Origin of the sequence: Spirosoma radiotolerans (genome assembly GCF_000974425.1) — a bacterium.
Lineage (GTDB): Bacteria > Bacteroidota > Bacteroidia > Cytophagales > Spirosomataceae > Spirosoma > Spirosoma radiotolerans.
Window position 1 is genome coordinate 2,578,940 of the sequence record NZ_CP010429.1, and the last position, 20,423, is coordinate 2,599,362.

At 51.1% G+C, this 20,423-nt stretch carries 17 protein-coding genes; 11 read left to right on the forward strand and 6 right to left on the reverse strand.

All coding sequences use genetic code 11. The annotated features are described in order from the left end of the window. Positions 1-186: 186 nt before the first annotated feature. The 4 genes from SD10_RS10445 (at position 187) to SD10_RS10460 (ending at position 7,305) form a co-directional block, all read left to right on the forward strand. Entirely contained in the window at positions 187-2,811 is a 2,625-nt protein-coding gene (locus SD10_RS10445) for an ATP-binding protein (protein ID WP_227699192.1), read from the forward strand. A 53-nt stretch (positions 2,812-2,864) separates the two neighbouring features. Further along, a complete protein-coding gene (locus SD10_RS10450) occupies positions 2,865-3,617 on the forward strand; it encodes an MBL fold metallo-hydrolase (RefSeq protein WP_046573754.1) in 753 nt (250 codons plus the stop codon). Positions 3,618-3,745: 128 nt separating this feature from the next. Continuing rightward, positions 3,746-6,058 (forward strand): PAS domain-containing sensor histidine kinase, encoded by a 2,313-nt coding sequence (locus SD10_RS28705; protein ID WP_052731146.1) that lies wholly within the window; start codon positions 3,746-3,748, stop codon positions 6,056-6,058. A 50-nt stretch (positions 6,059-6,108) separates the two neighbouring features. Then, on the forward strand, positions 6,109-7,305 hold the full coding sequence (locus SD10_RS10460; protein WP_227699193.1) for an MFS transporter: 1,197 nt from the start codon (positions 6,109-6,111) through the stop codon (positions 7,303-7,305). Positions 7,306-7,328: 23 nt separating this feature from the next. On the opposite strand, the gene SD10_RS30020 is transcribed toward SD10_RS10460, so the two are convergent. Next, positions 7,329-7,997, reverse strand: coding sequence for an alpha/beta fold hydrolase (locus tag SD10_RS30020; RefSeq protein WP_227699194.1), 669 nt, complete (start codon positions 7,995-7,997; stop codon positions 7,329-7,331). 24 nt (positions 7,998-8,021) lie between these two features. Continuing rightward, a complete protein-coding gene (locus tag SD10_RS30025; protein WP_227699195.1) occupies positions 8,022-8,429 on the reverse strand; it encodes an alpha/beta hydrolase family protein in 408 nt (135 codons plus the stop codon). 296 nt (positions 8,430-8,725) lie between these two features. On the opposite strand from SD10_RS30025, the gene SD10_RS29400 reads away from it, so the two are divergent. From SD10_RS29400 to SD10_RS30240, 3 genes are all read left to right on the forward strand, one after another. Beyond that, entirely contained in the window at positions 8,726-9,211 is a 486-nt protein-coding gene (locus SD10_RS29400; protein WP_148562419.1) for a hypothetical protein, read from the forward strand. A 204-nt stretch (positions 9,212-9,415) separates the two neighbouring features. Continuing rightward, positions 9,416-9,892, forward strand: a complete 477-nt coding sequence (locus SD10_RS10475) for a WGxxGxxG family protein (RefSeq protein ID WP_046573755.1) — start codon at positions 9,416-9,418, stop codon at positions 9,890-9,892. Between the two features lie 32 nt (positions 9,893-9,924). Further along, complete coding sequence (locus tag SD10_RS30240; RefSeq protein WP_262507408.1) at positions 9,925-10,053, forward strand: hypothetical protein; 129 nt, start codon at positions 9,925-9,927, stop codon at positions 10,051-10,053. 63 nt (positions 10,054-10,116) lie between these two features. On the opposite strand, the gene hslU is transcribed toward SD10_RS30240, so the two are convergent. Beyond that, positions 10,117-11,502: an ATP-dependent protease ATPase subunit HslU gene (hslU, locus tag SD10_RS10480; RefSeq protein ID WP_046573756.1), complete on the reverse strand. Its 1,386-nt coding sequence runs from the start codon at positions 11,500-11,502 to the stop codon at positions 10,117-10,119. A 152-nt stretch (positions 11,503-11,654) separates the two neighbouring features. Between hslU and SD10_RS10485 the strand changes: the two genes are divergently transcribed. Further along, a complete protein-coding gene (locus tag SD10_RS10485; RefSeq protein ID WP_227699196.1) occupies positions 11,655-11,915 on the forward strand; it encodes a DUF433 domain-containing protein in 261 nt (86 codons plus the stop codon). 140 nt (positions 11,916-12,055) lie between these two features. Here the strand turns inward: SD10_RS10485 and porQ are convergent, their stop codons facing one another. Then, on the reverse strand, positions 12,056-13,102 hold the full coding sequence (gene porQ / locus SD10_RS10490) for a type IX secretion system protein PorQ (protein ID WP_046579337.1): 1,047 nt from the start codon (positions 13,100-13,102) through the stop codon (positions 12,056-12,058). 342 nt (positions 13,103-13,444) lie between these two features. Here porQ and SD10_RS10495 point away from each other — a divergent pair, with 342 nt between their 5' ends. Then, entirely contained in the window at positions 13,445-15,031 is a 1,587-nt protein-coding gene (locus tag SD10_RS10495; protein WP_046573757.1) for an acyl-CoA carboxylase subunit beta, read from the forward strand. A gap of 404 nt (positions 15,032-15,435) precedes the next feature. Here the strand turns inward: SD10_RS10495 and SD10_RS10500 are convergent, their stop codons facing one another. Further along, positions 15,436-16,626, reverse strand: a complete 1,191-nt coding sequence (locus SD10_RS10500) for an aspartate aminotransferase family protein (RefSeq protein WP_046579339.1) — start codon at positions 16,624-16,626, stop codon at positions 15,436-15,438. Positions 16,627-16,672: 46 nt separating this feature from the next. Here SD10_RS10500 and SD10_RS10505 point away from each other — a divergent pair, with 46 nt between their 5' ends. Both SD10_RS10505 and SD10_RS10510 read left to right on the forward strand, forming a co-directional pair. Further along, complete coding sequence (locus SD10_RS10505; RefSeq protein WP_046573758.1) at positions 16,673-17,830, forward strand: hypothetical protein; 1,158 nt, start codon at positions 16,673-16,675, stop codon at positions 17,828-17,830. Positions 17,831-17,979: 149 nt separating this feature from the next. Continuing rightward, positions 17,980-18,771, forward strand: a complete 792-nt coding sequence (locus tag SD10_RS10510) for a LytR/AlgR family response regulator transcription factor (RefSeq protein ID WP_046573759.1) — start codon at positions 17,980-17,982, stop codon at positions 18,769-18,771. A 230-nt stretch (positions 18,772-19,001) separates the two neighbouring features. Here the strand turns inward: SD10_RS10510 and SD10_RS10515 are convergent, their stop codons facing one another. Next, positions 19,002-20,327: a glycosyltransferase gene (locus SD10_RS10515; protein WP_046573760.1), complete on the reverse strand. Its 1,326-nt coding sequence runs from the start codon at positions 20,325-20,327 to the stop codon at positions 19,002-19,004. Positions 20,328-20,423 lie beyond the last annotated feature (96 nt).

Genomic DNA, 20,423 nt, shown 5'->3' on the forward strand with positions numbered 1-20,423 from the left:
TTTAATTTACATATGGACCTTTTTCGTTGATTCCGCCAAACGGGTTGTTTCATTTACTGGAATTTACTCTCAACTTTGCTGAAATCCCGGCTCTGGAAAACGCTGCTTTCGAATGGCTGGCCGGACACGTATCTTTAACCAAAATCCTGTTGCTGATGGTAACACAATTTACCTGGCATTAACCTCGTGAACGTTTCGGCTCAACCATTTTTCACGCCTACGGCCAAACCCACCCGTTTAGTCAGAAACGCCCTGTTGGTGGTTGAAGCACTGTCGACACCTGAGGCTTCTTTTCGGGTTAAGCAGGCCAATACGGACGCGGAGCAGCTAATGAATCCAGTTGATGGTCCCCTAATCGGGGCAACGCTGGATCAACTACCTACGCCTTTCAATTCCGCCGAGCTGCATGGTCAGCTGAAGCAGGTGTTCAGCAAGGGTGTCAGTACCCAATGTACACTCCTGCGGCCCCTGGTGGATTCGATGCTGGTTTTTGACTGTCGGCTCCTTAAAGCGGATTCGCATCTGCTGGTGCTTTCTGTGGTGGCCTCGGAGCCCGAGGATATGGATTCGCTGGAACAGGTGCTGGAAGCAATGCCCGCAGGGCTGGCTCTGTTTCGTGCCGTTCGCAACGATAAACAGGAAATAATTGACTTTCAGGCCGTCCTGTGCAATCAGAGTGGCGCCCGGCTAAGTCGGCAAAGTCGCCAGGATATACTCACCAAACCCATCAGCCAGCGCTATGCCGATATGAAGGCATACGAGTTGTTTCACCAGTACGTATCAATTGTCACTACCGGAGAACCGCTTCACCAACGGCTGTACCTGCCAAATCAGGACATTTGGCTGGATATATCGGTGGTAAAATACGGAGATGGCGTATTAGTTTCTTTTCAAGATATTACCCAGGGCCAGAAGACGACTGCACTTCTGGAAAGCGTGATGAATAGCTCACCGGCTGCGGTTCGCTATTATGAATCGATTCGGGATGAGGCTGGTCAGCTTATCGATTTTATGACCAGCACCGGCAACGAACTGGCGGCTTACCTTCCATTCCGGGCAACTCAGTCGACATTCGGTACGCGATTGCTGGATTTGTATCCGTATTTAAAAGAAAACGGACTTTTTGAGCGCTACGTAGCCGTGGTCGAGTCGGGACAAAGTGATCATTTTGAAACGTCTCGTACGCTGGAGGACCGGGTGGTCTGGTTCGATTGCATGGCGGTTCGGCATGGAAACGGCTTTGTGTTAACCTCGCTCGACATTACGGCCCGAAAGGAAGCCCAGTTGGCTCAGCAGCGACAGGGTAACTTGCTGCAAACGGTACTAGACAACTCATTGACGGGTATTGCCCGGCTGAAGACTAGGCAGAACCCGGTGGGTCAGATTGTGGATTTCACGTTGGAGCAGGTCAATGCCACCCTGGCCAAAACACTGGGTAAATCGCCGGATGCGGTGGCAGGGAAACTGCTATCCGAACTGATGCCCCATCAGATGACGAATGGGCTCTTTGAGCGGTATGCCGAGGTGGTCCGAACGGGCGAGCCTCAACGCTTTGAGCTATCGAACCCAGCGGCTACCATCTGGTACGATGTGTCTGCGGTGGCCATTGCCGACGGGCTTATCGTTACCTTCATGGACATTACGGCCAGTAAAATGGCCCAGTTGGATCTGGAGGAACAGGCTGATTTGATCAAAGGCGTCCTGAACAGCTCAACCAGTAGTATTCTGGTGCTTGAGCCCATGATCGAAGGAAACGGTCAGCCTATGGATTTTCTGATCACGCTGGCCAATCCGGCAACCGGGCGCTTGTTCTTTCCCTTTCTGGGTCATGATTTCACGCAGGAGAAGACGCGGACCTATACCTTGCTGACGCTTTTTCCGGAGGTAAAAGAACGCGCCCTTTATGCGGCCCTGATGACTATCGTAAACACGGGAGAGACTATCCAGTCGTCTATAGAATACCCTGAACTGGGTTTGACGTATGATTATGATCTCCGGCCGTTCCGGCAGGGGGTGTTAATGATCACAACCGACAGCACGCCGTTGCGCGTTTATCAGCAGCAGTTGGAAGCAAACAACATTGCCCTGAGTCGCTCCAACGAATATTTGCAGCAGTTTGCTTATGTGGCTTCTCATGATTTGCAGGAGCCGCTGCGTAAAATTCAGTCGTTTGGGGATATGCTGCTGACACAATACGCCAAGGCGCTGGATGCAACGGGACAGGATATACTTCGTCGTCAGCAGCACGCGGCCCAGCGCATGCAAAGCCTGGTGAAAGATTTACTAAATTATTCCCGACTCTCGACTGAGCAACTTCCTTTCCAGCCAATATCGCTGCAATGGCTCATTGAGGAGGTGATTAGCGACCTGGAAACAACGATTCAGGAGACGGGCGCTATCGTGCGTGTCGATCCGTTGCCCATTATCAAGGGCAATTCGACCCAGCTCCGGCAACTACTGCAAAATCTGATGACCAATGCCCTGAAGTTCAGCAAGCCGGGGCAGCCGCCACGGGTGACGGTCGATTCGTTCCTGCTAACGGCCGATCGACTCCCGCAGCCCAGACTTACGCCCGACCAGGGGCAGTGGGTAGCGCTACGGGTTTCCGATGAGGGCATAGGTTTCGATACCCTTTATAAGGAGCGTATTTTTGAGCTTTTTCAGCGGCTGCACGGCCGCAGCCAGTATACCGGCACGGGCATTGGGTTGGCCGTCGTTAAAAAAGTGGTTGAGAACCACCGGGGGCAGATCATGGCGCAAAGCCAACCGGGAGAAGGGGCCACCTTCACCATATACCTGCCGATGACCTAGGCTTACGGTGCCTGTTTCCGTCCATTAAACCCACTTTAGCCTGCTTTCATCGAATGGCCAAAATTCAGCAAATCACTTCTTCCCTGTACCAGATTGGTTTGGGTGCTGTCAACGCTTTCTTTATCAAAGACAATGGGCTGACTCTGGTCGATACGGGTTATCCGGATAGCCTGCCGACGGTTTTCAGGGCCCTTCAGCAGGCAGGTGAAGATCCTCAAACTATTCGACGAGTCATTTTAACCCATGCTCACCCGGATCATGCCGGGAGTGCCGCGGCTATCAAACAGACATTGGGAGTTCCTGTACTGGCTCATCAGCTGGAAGCTCCACTTCTGGAGGCAGGCATCAGCGGACGCTCACCTATTTATCGGTCGCCGGGTGTGGTTAACTGGCTTGTGTATAACCTGTTCATCAAAGGAGGGGATGGGAAAATAGCTGCCGTAGAGGTTGATGAGCGATTGAGTCACGGCGAGGTACTACCCATCGCTGGCGGGCTTCAGGTGTTGCATACACCGGGTCATAGCGTTGGTCACATTGCCTTATTATTAATGAACGAAGGCGTACTGATTGCCGGTGATCTATGCGCCAATGTGGTAGGCCTCGACCTGAGTACGGTGTATGAAGATCGGGCGCTGGGTATAAAAAGCCTGCTGGCTGTGTCTGAGTTGACTTTCGATAAAGCTGTCTTTGGTCATGGTAGTCCGCTCAGGCAGCAGGCTAATCGACGAATAAAGGTGAAGTTCGAGCCTATGCGTAAGGATCAATTTGACGGGGCCGTAACCTCATTTAACAGAGAAGGCAGCTAGGCTGGTTGGTTGAAACCAGCGGGTAGCGCTAATCAGACACGAGTAACGGGGTATTCTCAGCATGAGCTGTTAACTTTTTTGTCAGTACTCGCGTTAAATCCTGTTACCCGTTTGTCGCAACACTCCCTATGTTAAGCACAAGTGTGTTACCCGAAGATATTCTCCTGAGAGCGCTCCTGAAGGACTCGCTCAATGGACTGATTCTGTATCAGGTTATCCGAAATGAGGCTAATCAACCCGTTGATTTTCGGTATCAGATGGTAAATTCGGTAGCTGCTGCCCTTCTGAAAGCCAACGAAAAGGACTTACTGAACAAAAGTTGTCAGATTGTTTTTCCACTGGGCAACGAACTCCGAAATTACTATAAACAGGTTGTCGTCACGGGTCAGAACCTGCGCGTCGACTATCAACTTCCTGCCGATGACCGTTGGTTCGAAGTATTGATTACCGCCCAGGAACAGGATACGCTGCTGTGTTTCTTTACGGACATTACCGTTCGCAAACAGGCCCAGGAGGAGCTACGTCTTGCGCATGAACGGCTCCGGACGCTTTTTGATGCAGTACCTCTGGAGTTAGGCTTTTACCGGTCTGTCCGCGATGAACACGGGCAACTTATGGATTTGCGCCCGGAATTGATCAACCTGCAGTCAGTCCATCGGCTACAGATTCCCGACGTATCGAGTGGTCAGCTCATGTCCGAGCAGTTGCCGGGTTTGACGAATCGTGACACCTGGCCTATTATAAAACAGGTCATAGACACGGGCGTGCCACAGCGCCATGAATTGTATTACGACTTTATAGATGGTTCCCGCTGGTTCGATGTGCTGTATACGCGGCTTGAAGATGGCATCATTTCGGCCTCAACAGACATCAGCGACCGAAAGCAGACGGAGCAGGAGTTGATTAAACACCTCGCGCTTTTGCAGCAAACCGAAGAGCTGGCTGCTACAGGAAGCTGGGAGTATAACCAGCAAACCCGGCAATTCACCTGGTCGCCGGGCATGTATAAGTTGTTCGGAATCGAACCGGATTCGCTCGTTGCCCCTGACATCTTTGTTGCCTATGCTGTAAAAACAGACCAGCTCGTTGCCCGGCAAATAGTCGATTTTCTTCAGACAGGCACTGGCCAGTTGGAGGAAATGCTGTGTATCCAGACACCACAGGCACTCAAAATCTTTCAGGTAAAAGGAAGGGTAATGGCTGGTGCCGACGATCAGACTGTCCGGGTATTGGGTGTGTGCTGGGACATTACCCGACAACGGCAAACCCAGCAACAACTGGCGCTGACGGTGATGAACCTACAGGCCGTGCTGGATGCCTCTCCCGCATTCATCGCTTTTCTGAAAGCCAGTCGAAACGAGGCTGGCCAGGTAACAGACTTCGCCGTAGTTGTTCATAATCAGAAGTTTGCTGAATTCGCTCATTACCCGCCCGGCGCGCTGGTAGGCCTGTCCATTGCCGATCTGGAGCCTATTCTGTGGGGCGCACAAACACTGCCTAACTTGCTGAAGGTTCTGGAAACGGGCCAACCATATTATGAAGAGCAACTGAACGATACGCGTGACCGCTGGCTTAGTTTGTCCGTAACCAAACAGCACAATGGGGTCGTGCTCACGGGGCTCGACATTACGGACCTGAAACAAGCCCAGCAGCAGCAACAATACTGGATGGAGGAGTTGACGCGGTCGAACGAAAGCTTACAGACACTACGGCAATTGCGCCAAACCCTTCGTGAACGGGGAGAACTTCTGAGAGCCACCTCACACGATTTGCGGGGCAATTTCGGTGTGATTGCCGGGGCCGCTTCCATGCTAACGGTCGTTCAGTCGGAAGATGAGCGACGGCAAATGCTGGAGATGTTGCTGCGTAACGTCCGACAGGCTACCCAAATGCTTACTGAACTACTGGATTATGCCCGGCTGGAAGCGGGCCAGGAAAAGCGAACGATTACCTCGTTTGATGCCGCAAGCCTGTTAATGGAGTTAAGTCAGAGCGTTCGGGCGTTGGCTGAGCAAAAGGAATTAAGTCTGAAAATTGATGGACCAGTCTCTCTACCGGTCAAGGGCGATGCACTAAATGTACGCCGAATGGCCCAGAACATACTTTTGAATGCCATTAACTATACCCTCACGGGTACAATTCATTTGGAGTGGGGCCTGGAACCAGACAACCGCTGGTGGTTTTTAGTACAGGATACCGGCCCCGGCCTGACAGCCAATTTATTGGCAAACCTCAATAATTATTCACTCGTATCGGGCGAAAATTTTCAGGTGCAGCGGGGAGGTATTCGGGCGGCTGGAGCCAGTGAAACATCTGGTGAAGGCATTGGCCTTCGCATTGTGCGCCAGCTGGGCGAATTGCTTGATGCCCGGCTAACGGTGCAAAGCGAGCCCGGCAAAGGCACCCGGTTTCTGGTTAGTCTGCCCATGCAGTATACGTAAATTGTCACGTACTTTTTTGAACAATACGGGTATCTCCCAGTCATTTATTTGTGGAACAATCGATCAACGTAAAAAGCAGTGGTTTAACAGCCGCTCAGATTGCCATCATGGCTATATCGGCGGGTATTTGCGTCGCCAACATTTATTACAACCAACCCATTTTGCCGCATTTGGCCCGCTCGTTTCATGCCAGTGAAAATGAGGTTGGCCGGGTGGCCGTACTGGCACAGGCGGGCTATGGATTAGGGCTCTTTTTCCTGACTCCCCTTGGCGATAAAGTAAACCGGAAACGGTTGATGCTGCTGTTACAGGTTCTCTTGATTATCGCACTGCTCTGCATGACGTTTGCCAACAGTTTGTTGTTGGTGAGCATCATGAGTTTTCTCATTGGTTTATCGGCCGTTTCGGTGCAGATCATCGTACCAATGGCGGCCACCCTGGCGCGTGAAAATCGGGGGCGAATTGTCGGAATCATTTTCACCGGTATTCTGGTGGGCGTGCTCTTTGCCCGTGTCTTCAGCGGCTTTATTGCCGAATGGCTGGGCTGGCGGTATGTATATGGCATTTCGGCTGGTATGGTCACTGTGGTAACAATTGCGCTTCAGGTGTCATTGCCCAATGTAGCCTCCGAATTTACGGGCACATATGGTCAGCTATTAGCCTCGACGGTGTACCAGATCCGACGCTTTGCGCTGCTGCGCCAAACGGCGCTCCTGGGCGCGCTGGTGTTTGGTGCTTTCTGTTCGTTCTGGACTACGCTAACGTTTCACCTGAGTGGTCCGCCGTTTCGGTATCAGACCGGAACCATTGGTTTATTTGGCCTGCTGGCCATTGGTGCTGCCCTGATGGCGCCCTATTTCGGTAAACTGGCCGACAAGGGCAATGCGAATCAGGTGCGGCTGGTGACGATATCCCTCATCATTGTCAGTGTATTGATTGTCAAGGTGTTTCCATTTTCGGCAACTGCCTTTGTCCTGACCGTTTTGCTGCTTGACCTGGGGGCTCAGTCGACGCAGGTAACAAATACGGCGCTTATTTATACCCTGGATAGCTCCGCACATAGTCGCATCAATACGGTTTACATGACTACGTATTTCCTGGGTGGGGCCATCGGTACATTCGTTGGCATTCAGTGCTGGGCCTGGGGTGGTTGGCCGACGGTGACCTGGCAACTGCTTATTTGGAGCTGTCTGGCGTTGCTGGTTTTACTCCTGAGAGTTCGTCAGCCAGTAAGTAAAATCGCCTGATTTAAAGAAATACAACTGGATCGTTAGGGCACTGAAGGCGGTTTGGCAAAGGTGCCTTCAGTGTTTGCTACATCAGCTAACGCACTGTCCAGGCATTGCCGAAAGTACGCTGGCTCCTCAAAAATAGGACTGTGGGCTGAGTTGGTAAACGTAAACAGGCGTTTTCGAGGAGCTTGTACGCTGTCGAAATATCGTTTGGCGATCGGATAAGGTGTCTGGTAATCATGCGTACCCTGAAAAAGATAGTAAGGAACCTGAAGGGCTGGGGTTAACCGGAACAGGTCTGTTGCCACAACCGTCGGCCATAACCAACGAACAGATTTCATGGCGCCCAACCCGTAATGAATCTTATCCAACAGGGTATACTCCCGACAGAATAAAATACTTCGAATAAAGAGCGGATAGAAGTTGGCCTGGTACATGCCACCGCCATAATCAGCGACGAGTCCCCGTTGCCACATCAGGTAGTCCAGCCATGCATCGGCCGGGTAGGGCGGAGGCCCCTGCGCTACTAACCGACTGACCTGCCGTTTGCTATCGTGCTCCCTGGCTTGCGCCAGTACCCAATTGTACGAAATCTTTTCGGCTTCTAACTGGCTGGCGATCTGGCTAATACTGAAAAAGGCTGTGAACAGATCCCGTTGTCTTTGTACGGTAAGAACACCCAGAAATGTTCCCCAGGAATGCGCCATCAGGTAGATACGCGGCTGGTGAAATCATTGCGCCAGCCATCGGCTTACATCAACCGCATCATCGACAAACGTAGCGACGTTGAAGGAATCGTTAAATACTTTAGCGTCATAGGATTTGCCCGCCCCACGCTGCTCCCAGTTGACGACAACAAACTTTTTTTCCAGCTCGTGGCCCACCAGCAGCGACGCTTCGGGCAGGCCTGGGCCGCCATGAAGAAATAAAAGCACGGGTTTTGTGCTGTCGACGCCCCGCATGAGTAACCACTGGGTGTTTCCATTGATGGTTACCGCTTCGAGTCGGGCAAAGCTGCCCGGTATCGGTTGCCCATCCCTGGTAAGGATCGGATTCGTTTTGCCAGGACTGTACCAGCCCAAGACACCAATGGCCACCGCAAGTACGCCGACCAATATCAGGCCAATCTGTTTTATCATCTGATTATGGTTTCCCTGTTGACTTGACCCGGTGGTTGAGCGCCTGCGAAGGCTGAGAAAAACTTATTTAACAAGTCGGGCATTTTCCACCGATAACCACCGGATGACCTGATTAAGGTGCTTCGTCGTAAACTTTATGAGGGTTTGGTCAGAGCTGAAGGCAATTGGTTGGCTTTCTGACAAGATTTAAAAACCCGACCGTATCCTCATTTATCGCCCTCATTTTCAGGCCCCTCTTCCAGCCATTCGTGTTAGTTGTGAGAGTCAAATGATAACTCATTAAAAAAGCTAAGCGTATGAAGAAGGTAGTAGTTATGGGGGCGATGGTACTGGCAGTAGCCGCCTTCAGCGCACAGGCGCAAACAACCAACTCAGGTAGTTCTACGAATGGGTCCACCTCAACCACAGGGTCGGGCACAACAGGCAGTGGCACATCCGGTTCTACCGGTACAGGCAGCAGTGGATCAACGACTGGCGGCTCGACGGGTAGCGGAACAACAGGAAGCGGCACGTCGGGCAGTGGTAGCACGATGGGTACGGGTACAACCGGTAGCAGTGGCTCAATGGGCACCGGCACCACGGGTAGCGGTACGTCGGGCAGCGGCTCGACAATGGGTACAGGTACAACGGGTACCAGCAGCGGTTCGGTGTCTACCCAGTCAGGTTCAGGAAGCCAGGGTACTACCCAGGGAACGGGCGGTAACAGTCGGAAATCGAAACGAAACAGCGGTAGCCAGAGTGGCAGCTCATCCTCGACCTCAGGTACACCGCCGGAGAAATAAGCGAATACTAGAGGGTCGTCTTGATCAAATTCCTGTTCAGGTGCCTGTAAACGGTGGTGCCTGAACAGGAGTTTGGCGACCAGAAAACGATAGTCACACACAATACAACCACTTCCGCCCTAAAATAGACACTGGTTACCAGATGGATAGGGTAGGGATAGAATGGTGGGTTTTAACCAAATACCGTTAGACAGCTCAAGTGTTATGAAAAAATTACGAATACTTGTTTCCTTCGTTGCACTGGTTTTCCTCTCCGTGGGTGGGTCACCGGCGTTTAGCCAAACCAGCAGCAAGGAAAATTCGAGCCCTTATGAAGAGGCAACGCAAAGGGATAGCAAGAACCAGTTTAGCAGCTATGGCTGGATCGGCCTGGCTGGCCTGGCCGGTCTGCTGGGACTGAGACGTAACCGAAATCGAGGTAACACAGCGATGACAACTGTTGTACTGATTACGGGCGTGCTGGCTACCAGTGCGTTACTGCTCAGTGTTACACCGGCCATCAGCCAAACTCCGCGCTCCGAAAAAGGATTAGACGGGGATAATACGGTGAAGACCAGCCAGCGAGACACCGAAGATCATGAGACAAACTTCGACTGGGTTGGCTTCTTTGGCCTGGCGGGTCTGGTTGGTCTGGTTGGTCCGAAACGAAACAGGGTAGAGGGTCAGCGAACGAGTGTGTAGTTCTATTCTAATTTCGAAACACAAGGTGACGTATGGAAAATCAAGACCCTCAGGAGACAACCCTGGATCAGACCGATTATGATTCCAATGAGTTTGACGCGGCAACAACAGATGACGAAGCCGCAGCCATGGAGTCGGGCGTTGATCTGGATGATGAATAGATAGGTTTGTATAAAAAAGAGTCCCGCCAGGCGGGACTCTTTTTTATAGTCAGCTTACTAAGGCTACAGGATGAACTGGCTCAGGTCCCGGTTTTTCACCAGACCGTTCAGTTTGTCGTTCACAAGCTCTTTCGTGATAACCACGTGCGCATTGGCCCCGATAACGTCGGGAATGTCGAACATAAAGTCGTTCATGAGGTGACTAAGCACCGTTTGCAACCGGCGGGCACCAATGTTTTCAACGTCGCTGTTGACCTCAAAGGCGATCCGGGCCAACTCACGCAGGGCATCGTCCTGGAAAGACAGGTCAACGTTTTCGGCCTGAAGCATGGCTTCGTACTGTTTGGTCAGCGCGTTTTTGGGCTCTTTCAAAATCTGGTAGAAGTCATCTTCCGACAGGCTTTGCAACTCGACCCGAATGGGGAAACGACCCTGTAATTCAGGAATCAGATCGCTGGGCTTAGCCACATGGAAGGCACCGGCCGCAATGAACAGAATGTGATCGGTATGAATAACGCCGTACTTTGTATTCACCGCACTGCCTTCCACAATGGGTAGCAAATCCCGCTGAACGCCCTCACGACTGACGTCGGGGCCGCCACCGCCATTTCCGGAACGGGCAGAGGCCACCTTGTCGATTTCGTCGATGAAAATAATCCCCGCGTCTTCGGCTTTTCGGATGGCTTCTTCTTTTACTTCGTCCATGTCGATCAGCTTGGCGGCTTCTTCTTCGAGCAGGATTTTACGGGCTTCAGCGATGGTCACCTTCCGTTTTTTACCTCGTTTGGGCATCATGCCGCCAATCATCTCCTGAATATTCATCATAGAAAGATCATCGACAGCGCCACCCATGATGCCGATATTGGGCGTTTGGCTTTGCTGGACATCAATTTCAATCTTCCGGTCGTCCATTTCACCGGAGCGGATCTTTTCGCGGAACCGTTCGCGGGTACGTTCGTTCAACTCGGCGTCCGAATCCTTTTTTTCATTCTCAAAACCCATCTGGCCATTGACGGGCTTAACGGGCGGAATCAGAATATCCAGAATCGCATCTTCAACCAACTGGTGGGCTCTGGCCTGAACGGCTTCTTTTTTGGCCGCCCGCACCATGTTGACCGATTGCTCGACCAGGTCGCGCACCATGCTTTCCACATCGCGGCCAACGTAGCCAACTTCGGTAAACTTCGAGGCTTCTACCTTAATAAAGGGCGCGTCGGCGATTTTGGCCAGCCGCCGGGCAATTTCTGTTTTACCAACGCCGGTGGCACCGATCATCAGAATGTTATTCGGTGTGATTTCGCGTTGCATGTCGGCGACGCTGTTCATCCGGCGCCAGCGGTTGCGCAGGGCAATGGCAACATTGCGCTTGGCGTCGTGCTGGCCGATAATGTACTGATCTAATTCGGCAACAATTTGCCGTGGGGTAAGGTCTTTGAGTGATTGGGTCATTGAAAAAATGGAGCGATTTGGGCGCTCCTTGCTTTACAAACAAAGGAAATAGGAAAATGTGCCAACGGGTAGCGTATTTAGCCGTGACAATCACGAATAAATGAAATAGAAACGGACTTCATTCTGAAAAATAGGCTATTTTTACTTGATTGATGGAACAATTATTTATGAACTGGCGAGCGTATATTCATACTGACCCGGCTATTTTAGGGGGGAAGCCTATTATTAAAGGTACTCGGCTCTCGGTTGAGTTATTATTAGATCGGCTGGCGAACGGCTGGACTGAGCAAATGATTTTTGATAGCTATCCTAATCTTCCAGCAGAAGCTTTAAAAGCTGTTTATGGATTTATGTTAGACACCATTAAAGACGATGTATTTCAGATTCAGCCATCCGTTCGACAGGCTTCATGACGTCGGTAAACATTCGCCTGACTATCCAGGTCATTTGTTAGTTCGAGTGCTGGCAGATAACTGGCGGTTTAATCGATACATCACAGTTGTGGAAGATGCCATAATTCGGCAAAGAGCGATATCCGTTTAGTCAGAATTAGTTACTTCATTAACCGGTCCAGATCGATTCGTATCGACAACTGACTGGTGCCTGCCGTGGGCACCGAGGTAAACCGACCGTAGGTGAGTTGAAACGCTTTCGCCTGCACCGATGCCCCGAACGATATACCGGCGCTACCACCTCCTGTTGTCAGGCTGCCTTCCGCTCGCTTCTGGTGGTTATAACCCACCAACAGATGCACGTTTTTGCTGACCAACAATTCGGCCCCAACGCTCATGTGGCGGGCTAGTTTCTCCGTTACGCTGGTGGCCTTTGGAATTGGATTGCCGCTCAGGTCATACCGAACATTGAGGTTGGGATCGTTGTAGCTGATGTCGAATCGCTGCAGGTGGTGAGCCGTTATGGTTAGGCGAATGGGCGCATGCTGGGGTTTCAGGGTTACACCGGCCTGTAAATCAAAGGGCAGGCTGGCATCTGTGGGGCCATAATTTTTGATCAGGTAACCAACATTTTTGGCAACCAGCCCGAAGGTTAAATTATGATTCGGGTGCCGCCATATTCCACCCAAATCAGCCAGAATACCAAAGGCGGAATATGTTTCGATGGATGAACCAACTGCTTTAATGGTGGCCCCTAGCGTAAAATTACCTTCTGTACGGGAATGAGTCAGGCTAAGGGCGTAATCGTTGGCCGAAAAGGTACCCAGCGTATTACCAGCCGGGTCGGTATAGGTAAATTGACCGTAACTTAAATACTGCATGCCAATGGCCCAGCCTGCGTGCCGATCCGGATCTTTGGCGCGAATCGGAAGTCCGTACTGAAGGGTGTAGTATTTAGCAGCCGCCAGGTAAGGCATCAGGCTGATGGAGGCCAGATTCGGGCTGACGGAATCCGCCAGGGCGGGGTTATTCAGGTGATAAGCCCCATCGGGGCCGATGGCCGATGCCACCTGTCCACCCAAAGCGGCCACACGCGCATGCGTCGGCAAATCCAGAAAGGAGAAGATGCGCTGTCCGCCGAGCGGCTGGGCAACCGTAAAAACCGGCCAGGTCAACACAAAAAGTAATGTAACGTAAAGGGCTTTCAAACGTAAGTTAGTCGCAGTTTTCACAAAGAAAGCCAATTTTTAGCCTGCCCGGCGTTTTCAACTCCATATTCCAGGAATCTAGCTGAAAAGACGTTCAACGCCGGTACCCGATTCTCAGGATACACAAAAAGCGGATGATGGGATAGGGATTGGATGACGATAAATCAAACCAGGTGAAAAGGCTGTCTTTATTGGCTATTGCCTGAAATGCGAAAAGAGTAGGCAACGTCGACTCATGCCGGAATGATAATGAATAAATGTAGGCGACAAAAAGGGTTTCAACCGTTGGAATCCGTAAGAAAAATTAACTTTGTCTATACGTGTTTACCTAAGATCAACTGCATGTCTACTTCAGCCCTTCAAGAGTCCAGTCAAGCTAATCTGCCTAAATTGTCCAAAGCCGATATTCTGTCTCAGAAAAATGCCGAAGCCGAACTCGGCGGTGGGCAGAAACGCATTGACGCTCAACACAACAAAGGGAAATTAACCGCCCGCGAACGGATCGCTTTATTGGTCGATGAAGGCTCGTTTGAAGAAATTGGCAAGTTTGTCATGCACCGCACCCGCGATTTCGGGCTCGACAAGGAACATTACCTCGGCGACGGCGTCGTAACGGGCTATGGTACGGTAAATGGTCGGTTAGTTTACGTATTTGCCCAGGATTTCACCGTCTTCGGGGGAGCTTTGTCCGAAACCCATGCGGAGAAGATCTGCAAACTAATGGACCTGGCCCTACAAAACGGGGCTCCGTTAGTAGGTCTGAATGATTCGGGGGGCGCCCGGATTCAGGAAGGGGTCTTGTCGCTGGCGGGGTATGCCGACATTTTTTATCGCAACACGCGGGCCTCGGGGGTTATTCCCCAACTGTCGGCGGTGATGGGACCCTGCGCCGGTGGGGCTGTCTATAGCCCGGCCATCACCGACTTTATCTTTATGGTCGAGAATACCAGCTATATGTTCGTGACGGGCCCCAACGTAGTGAAAACCGTTACGCACGAAACCGTTACGGCCGAAGAGCTCGGCGGGGCCAGCACCCACAGTACTAAATCGGGCGTAACGCATTTCTCCTGCGAAAACGAACTTACCTGCATTCAAAACATTAAACAGGTGTTGAGCTACATTCCGCAAAACTGCGAAGATGAGCCGCCCATGCTGGCCTATGAACCCGCCGACGAGTCGAGGCCGGGTCTCAACGACATCATTCCGGCCAACCCCAATCAGCCCTACGACATGCGGGAGGTGATTGAGGAACTGGTTGATGCCGGTAGCTTTATGGAAGTTCACCGGAATTTTGCGGAGAACATCGTCGTGGGGTTTGCCCGGATTGGCGGCCGGAGCATTGGTGTTGTGGGCAATCAGCCCGCCGTGTTGGCAGGTGTGCTCGATATTCACGCCAGTACCAAAGCGGCCCGGTTTGTTCGTTTCTGCGACTGCTTTAACGTGCCCTTGTTAGTGCTCGAAGATGTACCCGGTTTTCTGCCCGGCACCGATCAGGAGTGGAACGGCATCATTACCAATGGAGCCAAGTTGTTGTACGCTTTCTGCGAAGCCACCGTGCCCCGCGTTACGGTCATCACCCGTAAAGCTTATGGCGGTGCTTACGACGTGATGAATTCCAAACACATTGGCGCTGACATGAACTATGCCTGGCCGTCGGCCGAGATTGCCGTTATGGGGGCCAGTGGAGCCGCCGAGATTATTTTCAAACGCGAAATCGCCGAAGCCGAAGATCCACAGACCAAATTGCAGGAGAAAGTACTGGAATACACCGAGAAGTTTGCAAATCCGTATCGGGCCGCTAACCGGGGGTATATTGACGAGGTCATCATGCCCCATCAGACCCGCCAGAAGCTTATCCGGGCGTTCACCATGCTGGAGAACAAAGTCGCCACCTTACCAAAGAAAAAACACGGCAATATCCCGTTATAAATTGATATGGAGGAGTTGCTGTTTAAGCCTTTAAAAGAGGCTTTCGCTGAATCATGTTTTTGTCATTCCTCGGCACGGGCCGCCCCGCTTCGTCGGAATGACGACGTGAACCATTTTTTGACTCATTACTTGATAAAGATACCATTACATCTCACAACAAGCTTGACTATATGGCCGACCAAATCCCCAAAAAATCAGGTAGTTTACTTAAAACCGTGATTATCGGCTTATTGATTATTTTCGGTATTGCCCTTCTCGTTGGAACGCTTACCGTCCTGTTTCCTTGACTTTTTTCGACAGGATGAACAGGATTTAATGAACAACAAGTCAGTCAGGTAATACCCGCTATGGTATCGACAGGATTTAACAAAAACCGTAATCCTGTTCATCCTATCTGAAAATAATTAACCGTCAATAGCGGCCAGAATCAGGGCGCAGGCTTCTCGGATTTGATCTTCCGTGATGATCAACGGGGGCGCAATTCGCATCGAATTATTACAGAACAGGAACCAGTCGGTAATGACGCCCTTTTCAATCGCTCGGTCAATGACGGGTTTCAACACCTCAAACGAGTCGAATTCAACGGCGAGCATCAGCCCTTTGCCGCGTACCTCCCGAATGGCCCGATGTGTCAGTAATTGCTTAATTAATTGACCCTTCGCTTCGGCCTGTTCGTGGAGTTTTTCGTTCTGAATGACCTGAAGCGTCGCCAGCGAGGCCGCGCACGAAACCGGGTGCCCGCCAAAGGTGGTGATATGCCCCAGAATCGGGTTATTCCGAAATACGCTCATGATCTGAGACGAGCTGATAAAGGCGCCAATGGGCATACCGCCCCCCATACCTTTGGCACATAGCAAGATATCCGGGATGGTGGCAAAGGCTTCGAATGCCCAGAAGGTACCTGTCCGGCCAAAACCCGTCTGAATCTCATCAAAAATCAGCAGGGCACCTACCTCCGTACATCGTTGGCGGACAGCCTGCAGGTAGGCTATGTCAGGAACCCGTACACCCGCTTCGCCACAAATAACTTCCATCACAACAGCAGCCGTTTGGTGCGTAATCTGCGCAAGATCAGTCTGGTTCCCGTGCTGAATATGACGAATATCGGGCAGCAGCGGCCGGTAATTTCGTTTAAAATTCTCATCGCCAGAGAGCGATAACGCACCCTGTGTTGATCCATGATAGGCATTGAAGCAACTGATAATCTCGCTGCGACCCGTATAGCGCTTGGCCAGTTTCATCGCCCCTTCTACGGCCTCGGTACCTGAGTTTGTGAAGTAAACGGTATTCAGGTCTGGCGGTAAGGTTGCGGCAAGTGCCTGAGCCAGTTCCGTCTGGGGCGTCTGGACATATTCACCATAGACCATTAGGTGAAGATACTTGTCTAACTGGTTGTGGATAGCCGCCAGTACATGGGGGTGCCGATGCCCGACATTGCTCACGCCAATGCCTGAAATTAGGTCCATGAAGGCCGTCTGACCATCCTTTTCGTAAAGATAAATGCCTTCGGCCCGATCAATTTCCAACCCTAAAGGGAAATCGGAGGTCTGGGCTATATGCTGGAAGAATAATTGCCGGTTTGTCACCGTATGCATAATAGAATTATCAATATTGCTTCTATAAAAGTCAACACCCTTGACCATGAAAACAGTTCTGCTTGCTTTGCTACTGAGCCCAACAATTTTGTTGGCGCAACTGATTAAAATTACGCCAGCGGATACGCAACGCAAACAGTCATACCTGATTATGCGCGATGGAACAACGATGCGTGGGCATGTTGTTCGGCAGGATAGTTCAATTATTACCGTTCGAAAGAGCAACGGAGATATGTCTTTTGTCGAAGCTGATCAGGTTATCTCTATTCTAGCCAATCGTCCGACTGAAGCGCCCGAACCGGCTTCATCCGGAGAGGCGCCGTACACCGTATTTGTCCTGAAAGATGGTACGCAGCTTAAGGGCAAATTTGTCCGACGGGATAGCACCATGATAACGGTGCGGAAGAGCAACGGGCAACTGACCTACTTTGAACCTGAATTGCTTAGTCGAGTCGATTCTGTGCAAATCCAAACCGAACCAACTCCGCTATTGGTGTCAGGAGGGCGCTCGTTTCCAAACCGGTTTTCGCCCTGGCTATTAACGGGTCAAACGGCCTATAATGCCGAGAAAGGACGTTTATATTACCGAAACACATTTCTGTTTCTGAATGAATTCCAGTATGGCATTTCGCGCAACCTGAGTGTCGGGGTAAACGTCAATCCATTCTTCGGAACGATCAAGCCCGATAACAGCGCCAGGGAAACGGTACTGGGCGCTACGATCCGGTTTAATGGCAAACTAACTTTTCCAGTTGGCGAGCAGTTTCGGGTTGGCGTCAATGCTATTTACCAGCCACGTCAGAAGGGGTACTTCTATAAAATAGACCAGCAATTGGCCTTCCGGGGACTGATGTCGTTTGGCAACAGCCAGCGAAATGCCACGCTTGGCTACGGCCTGCAGTTTTATCCCGGTAACACCTTAAACGGAAAGACGACGTATATAGTAGCGGGGGTCATGCACAAGATTTCGCCTAATCTGACCTTCCTCAGTGATAATACCTTTTACCTGAATCTGTATCAGGGAGGCACCAACGCTGAATTATCTGTCGCACTTCGCCTGAATCGGAATCGGCATGCGTTCGATATTGGCGCCTTGGGAATTGTGCAATCGTATTATTCATACTCGTTTTCCTACTATCAGCCCCACACCCGCACGTATGTTTCTCCTTATATTGCTTACAATTTAATCATTGGCCACAGTTAGCCAGTCAACGTGTCCGCGACTACGATTCATTCTCGTTTCCTGCTGTTTCATAGGTTGCTTTACCCGTTTGGGGGCCGGCAACGCTGGTGGAATAGCAGATGATTTAGTAGTTTTATGGCCTATCGAGCGAGTGTAGACCTTTGCCTGTCATGAACGTACTGATTATAGAAGATGAGGAATTAGCGGTTCGCAAACTGACAAAACTGCTACAGGATGTAGACCCAACCCTAACCATCGTAGGCACTGCGGCTAGTGTGCAGGCTTCTGTAAACTGGCTACAAACCCACTTACCTGGCCAGCCTTCGGCGCCTGATTTGATCCTGATGGATATTGAACTGGCCGATGGGCAAAGTTTCGAGATTTTTGAGCAAACAACCGTTCCTGTACCGGTGATCTTCACGACCTCCTACGATGAGTATGCGTTGCGGGCCTTTAAGGTGAATAGCATCGACTACCTGCTGAAGCCCATCAAGCGCCACGAACTTGAGGCCAGCCTGGAGAAGCACCGGCAACTAAGTGCCAAATCCAATCCTGAAACAGCTTCTCTGGTCTCGATTGATGCCCTGGTGCAGCAACTTCGCCAGCAAGTGGTTCCTACCGACTACCGTCGCCGTTTTCTGGTTCGTCACCTTTCACAGTGGGTACCTATCGAGGTAAGTGATATTGCTTATTTCAACTCGGAAGAAGGGGTAAGCCTATTTCGTACCCGTGCCAATCAAAAATACTCCGTGGATTACACCCTCGATGAACTGGAGGCTATGCTCGATCCGGCGCAGTTTTTTCGGGCCAATCGGCAATTCATTGTTGATATCACATCGGTTCAGCAAATTCATCCTTACTTCAACAACAAGCTCAAACTGACTCTGAAGCCAAGTCCTGATGACGAAGTACTGGTTAGCCGGGAACGGGCTACCGATTTTAAGAAATGGATGGGGAAATAAGGGGCATTCGCCCCTTATTTTGCTCTGTTGGTGGGTGGTTAATTGGCTTATACGAAATAAGCGCCGTTTTGACGATTGATCAGTGGTTTACCACCCCCAACCCCCTCCTAAAACAGGAAGAGGCTAAAAAAACGCTCTGGGCGAAAGCCCCCTCCTGTTTTAGGAGGGGGTTGGGGGTGGTAAACCGATCAATCACTTCAAACCAATTAGTCACCCGGCAGGTAATCGATCTAGGCCACAACGGCCAGCCGGGAGCTTTTCTCTTGTATTAAAAGCGCATTGATGTATTGTTCCGCCAGTTCAGTTGGTTGATACTGACTGAACTCTTGCCCCATTTGACGGACATTCTGCCGGTACATGTCATTGGTCAATACAGTTTCGACGGCATGGCGAATGCGGGTGGGGCTGGGCGTCTCAGTCTTCAGGTCTATGCCTACCTTACAGTAATCAATGCGGGCTGCAATCTCGTTTTTACCCTCGTGAATTCCCGCGACGACAATCGGCAGGTTGTGTTGCAGCGCAAGCATTACCCCGCCATAGCCCCCGTTTGTTACATACACACTGGCATAGGGCATAACCGCATTAAAATCGATAAAGTCATCAATAATGAAATTTTCCTGCGGAAAACGCGCACGCAACTCACTCGTTTGGGAGCCACCAGTTGTGACGATCACCAGCGTAGTAGGCTCATTTTTAAAAGCTTCCAGGGTTGGTACAATGATTTTTTGGACATCCCGCTCTATCGTCCCCTGAGTTACTAAAATAACTTTTTTGTACTGCAACGCTTTTTTTGCCTGTATAAACGGGTGCTTTTGACCTTTGGCGTAGGGGAGCAGCGGCCCCACAAACTGAACATTGGCACTTATCCGTTTGCGAGGGTACTCAAAGCTGGGTACGCCACTTTGGAGATAAACATCGGCAGAACGTACGATCGAATCGAACACGGAGTCCGGCTCAGGCGGCAGACCATAGACCTGTCGAAGTTGATTGTGCAGGACATTGATGGGTTTGAACATAACCTGCTGCACCATGTAGCGCATCAGATGCTGAATCCAGCGGCCAGCTATGCCGCGCATGGGTTGCCTGCCCAGACCAGACGGCGGCAGGTAATCGTCCGACTCCGTGAGGGGTACTACGCCTACCGCCACGGTTTTAACGGGCAATAGTTGCTTAATGAACGAGCCCCCAATGAAGGCTACATCATGTACTACCAGAGTGAACGGCCACGTCTGGTAGATATCTTTCATATCCTCAACGAATTCCGGAGCACGAAGCAGAAACACCTGCTTAATATCGAACCGTAGCCGGGCAATCGAACCCTTAAGGGCGGCCCGTTCCGGAAACTCACGCTCCAGATTTTCCTGATTGATGGTTCGGGCGTTCACGAATGGATAATGGTGCAACTTAAGCTTCCGTACTTTTTCGCCGTACTCACCGCCCACATACCAGCGGACATCGTGGCCAAGGTTACTTAAGTGAACGGCAAGACCGGTGAGAGGACTAAAATGGCCATCCATTGGCATGGTAGCAAACAAAATGCGTTGGGGTGTGATCATGAGTAGTTGTTGTTTAATGTGGGGCAAAGTTGACACGCCCGACGCCCATGACCAGTTGCGATCTGGTTGAAACGGAAAAATCAACGGATCAAATGA

Bases quoted from the DNA above. Each gene is read 5' to 3' on its own strand.
- SD10_RS10450 (WP_046573754.1), top strand. From the start codon at position 2,865: ATGGCCAAAATTCAGCAAATCACTTCTTCCCTGTACCAGATTGGTTTG.
- SD10_RS28705 (WP_052731146.1), top strand. From the start codon at position 3,746: ATGTTAAGCACAAGTGTGTTACCCGAAGATATTCTCCTGAGAGCGCTC.
- SD10_RS30020 (WP_227699194.1), bottom strand. From the start codon at position 7,997: ATGGCGCATTCCTGGGGAACATTTCTGGGTGTTCTTACCGTACAAAGA.
- SD10_RS30025 (WP_227699195.1), bottom strand. From the start codon at position 8,429: ATGATAAAACAGATTGGCCTGATATTGGTCGGCGTACTTGCGGTGGCC.
- SD10_RS29400 (WP_148562419.1), top strand. From the start codon at position 8,726: ATGAAGAAGGTAGTAGTTATGGGGGCGATGGTACTGGCAGTAGCCGCC.
- SD10_RS10475 (WP_046573755.1), top strand. From the start codon at position 9,416: ATGAAAAAATTACGAATACTTGTTTCCTTCGTTGCACTGGTTTTCCTC.
- SD10_RS30240 (WP_262507408.1), top strand. From the start codon at position 9,925: ATGGAAAATCAAGACCCTCAGGAGACAACCCTGGATCAGACCGATTAT.
- hslU (WP_046573756.1), bottom strand. From the start codon at position 11,502: ATGACCCAATCACTCAAAGACCTTACCCCACGGCAAATTGTTGCCGAA.
- SD10_RS10485 (WP_227699196.1), top strand. From the start codon at position 11,655: ATGGAACAATTATTTATGAACTGGCGAGCGTATATTCATACTGACCCG.
- SD10_RS10495 (WP_046573757.1), top strand. From the start codon at position 13,445: ATGTCTACTTCAGCCCTTCAAGAGTCCAGTCAAGCTAATCTGCCTAAA.
- SD10_RS10500 (WP_046579339.1), bottom strand. From the start codon at position 16,626: ATGCATACGGTGACAAACCGGCAATTATTCTTCCAGCATATAGCCCAG.
- SD10_RS10505 (WP_046573758.1), top strand. From the start codon at position 16,673: ATGAAAACAGTTCTGCTTGCTTTGCTACTGAGCCCAACAATTTTGTTG.
- SD10_RS10510 (WP_046573759.1), top strand. From the start codon at position 17,980: ATGAACGTACTGATTATAGAAGATGAGGAATTAGCGGTTCGCAAACTG.
- SD10_RS10515 (WP_046573760.1), bottom strand. From the start codon at position 20,327: ATGATCACACCCCAACGCATTTTGTTTGCTACCATGCCAATGGATGGC.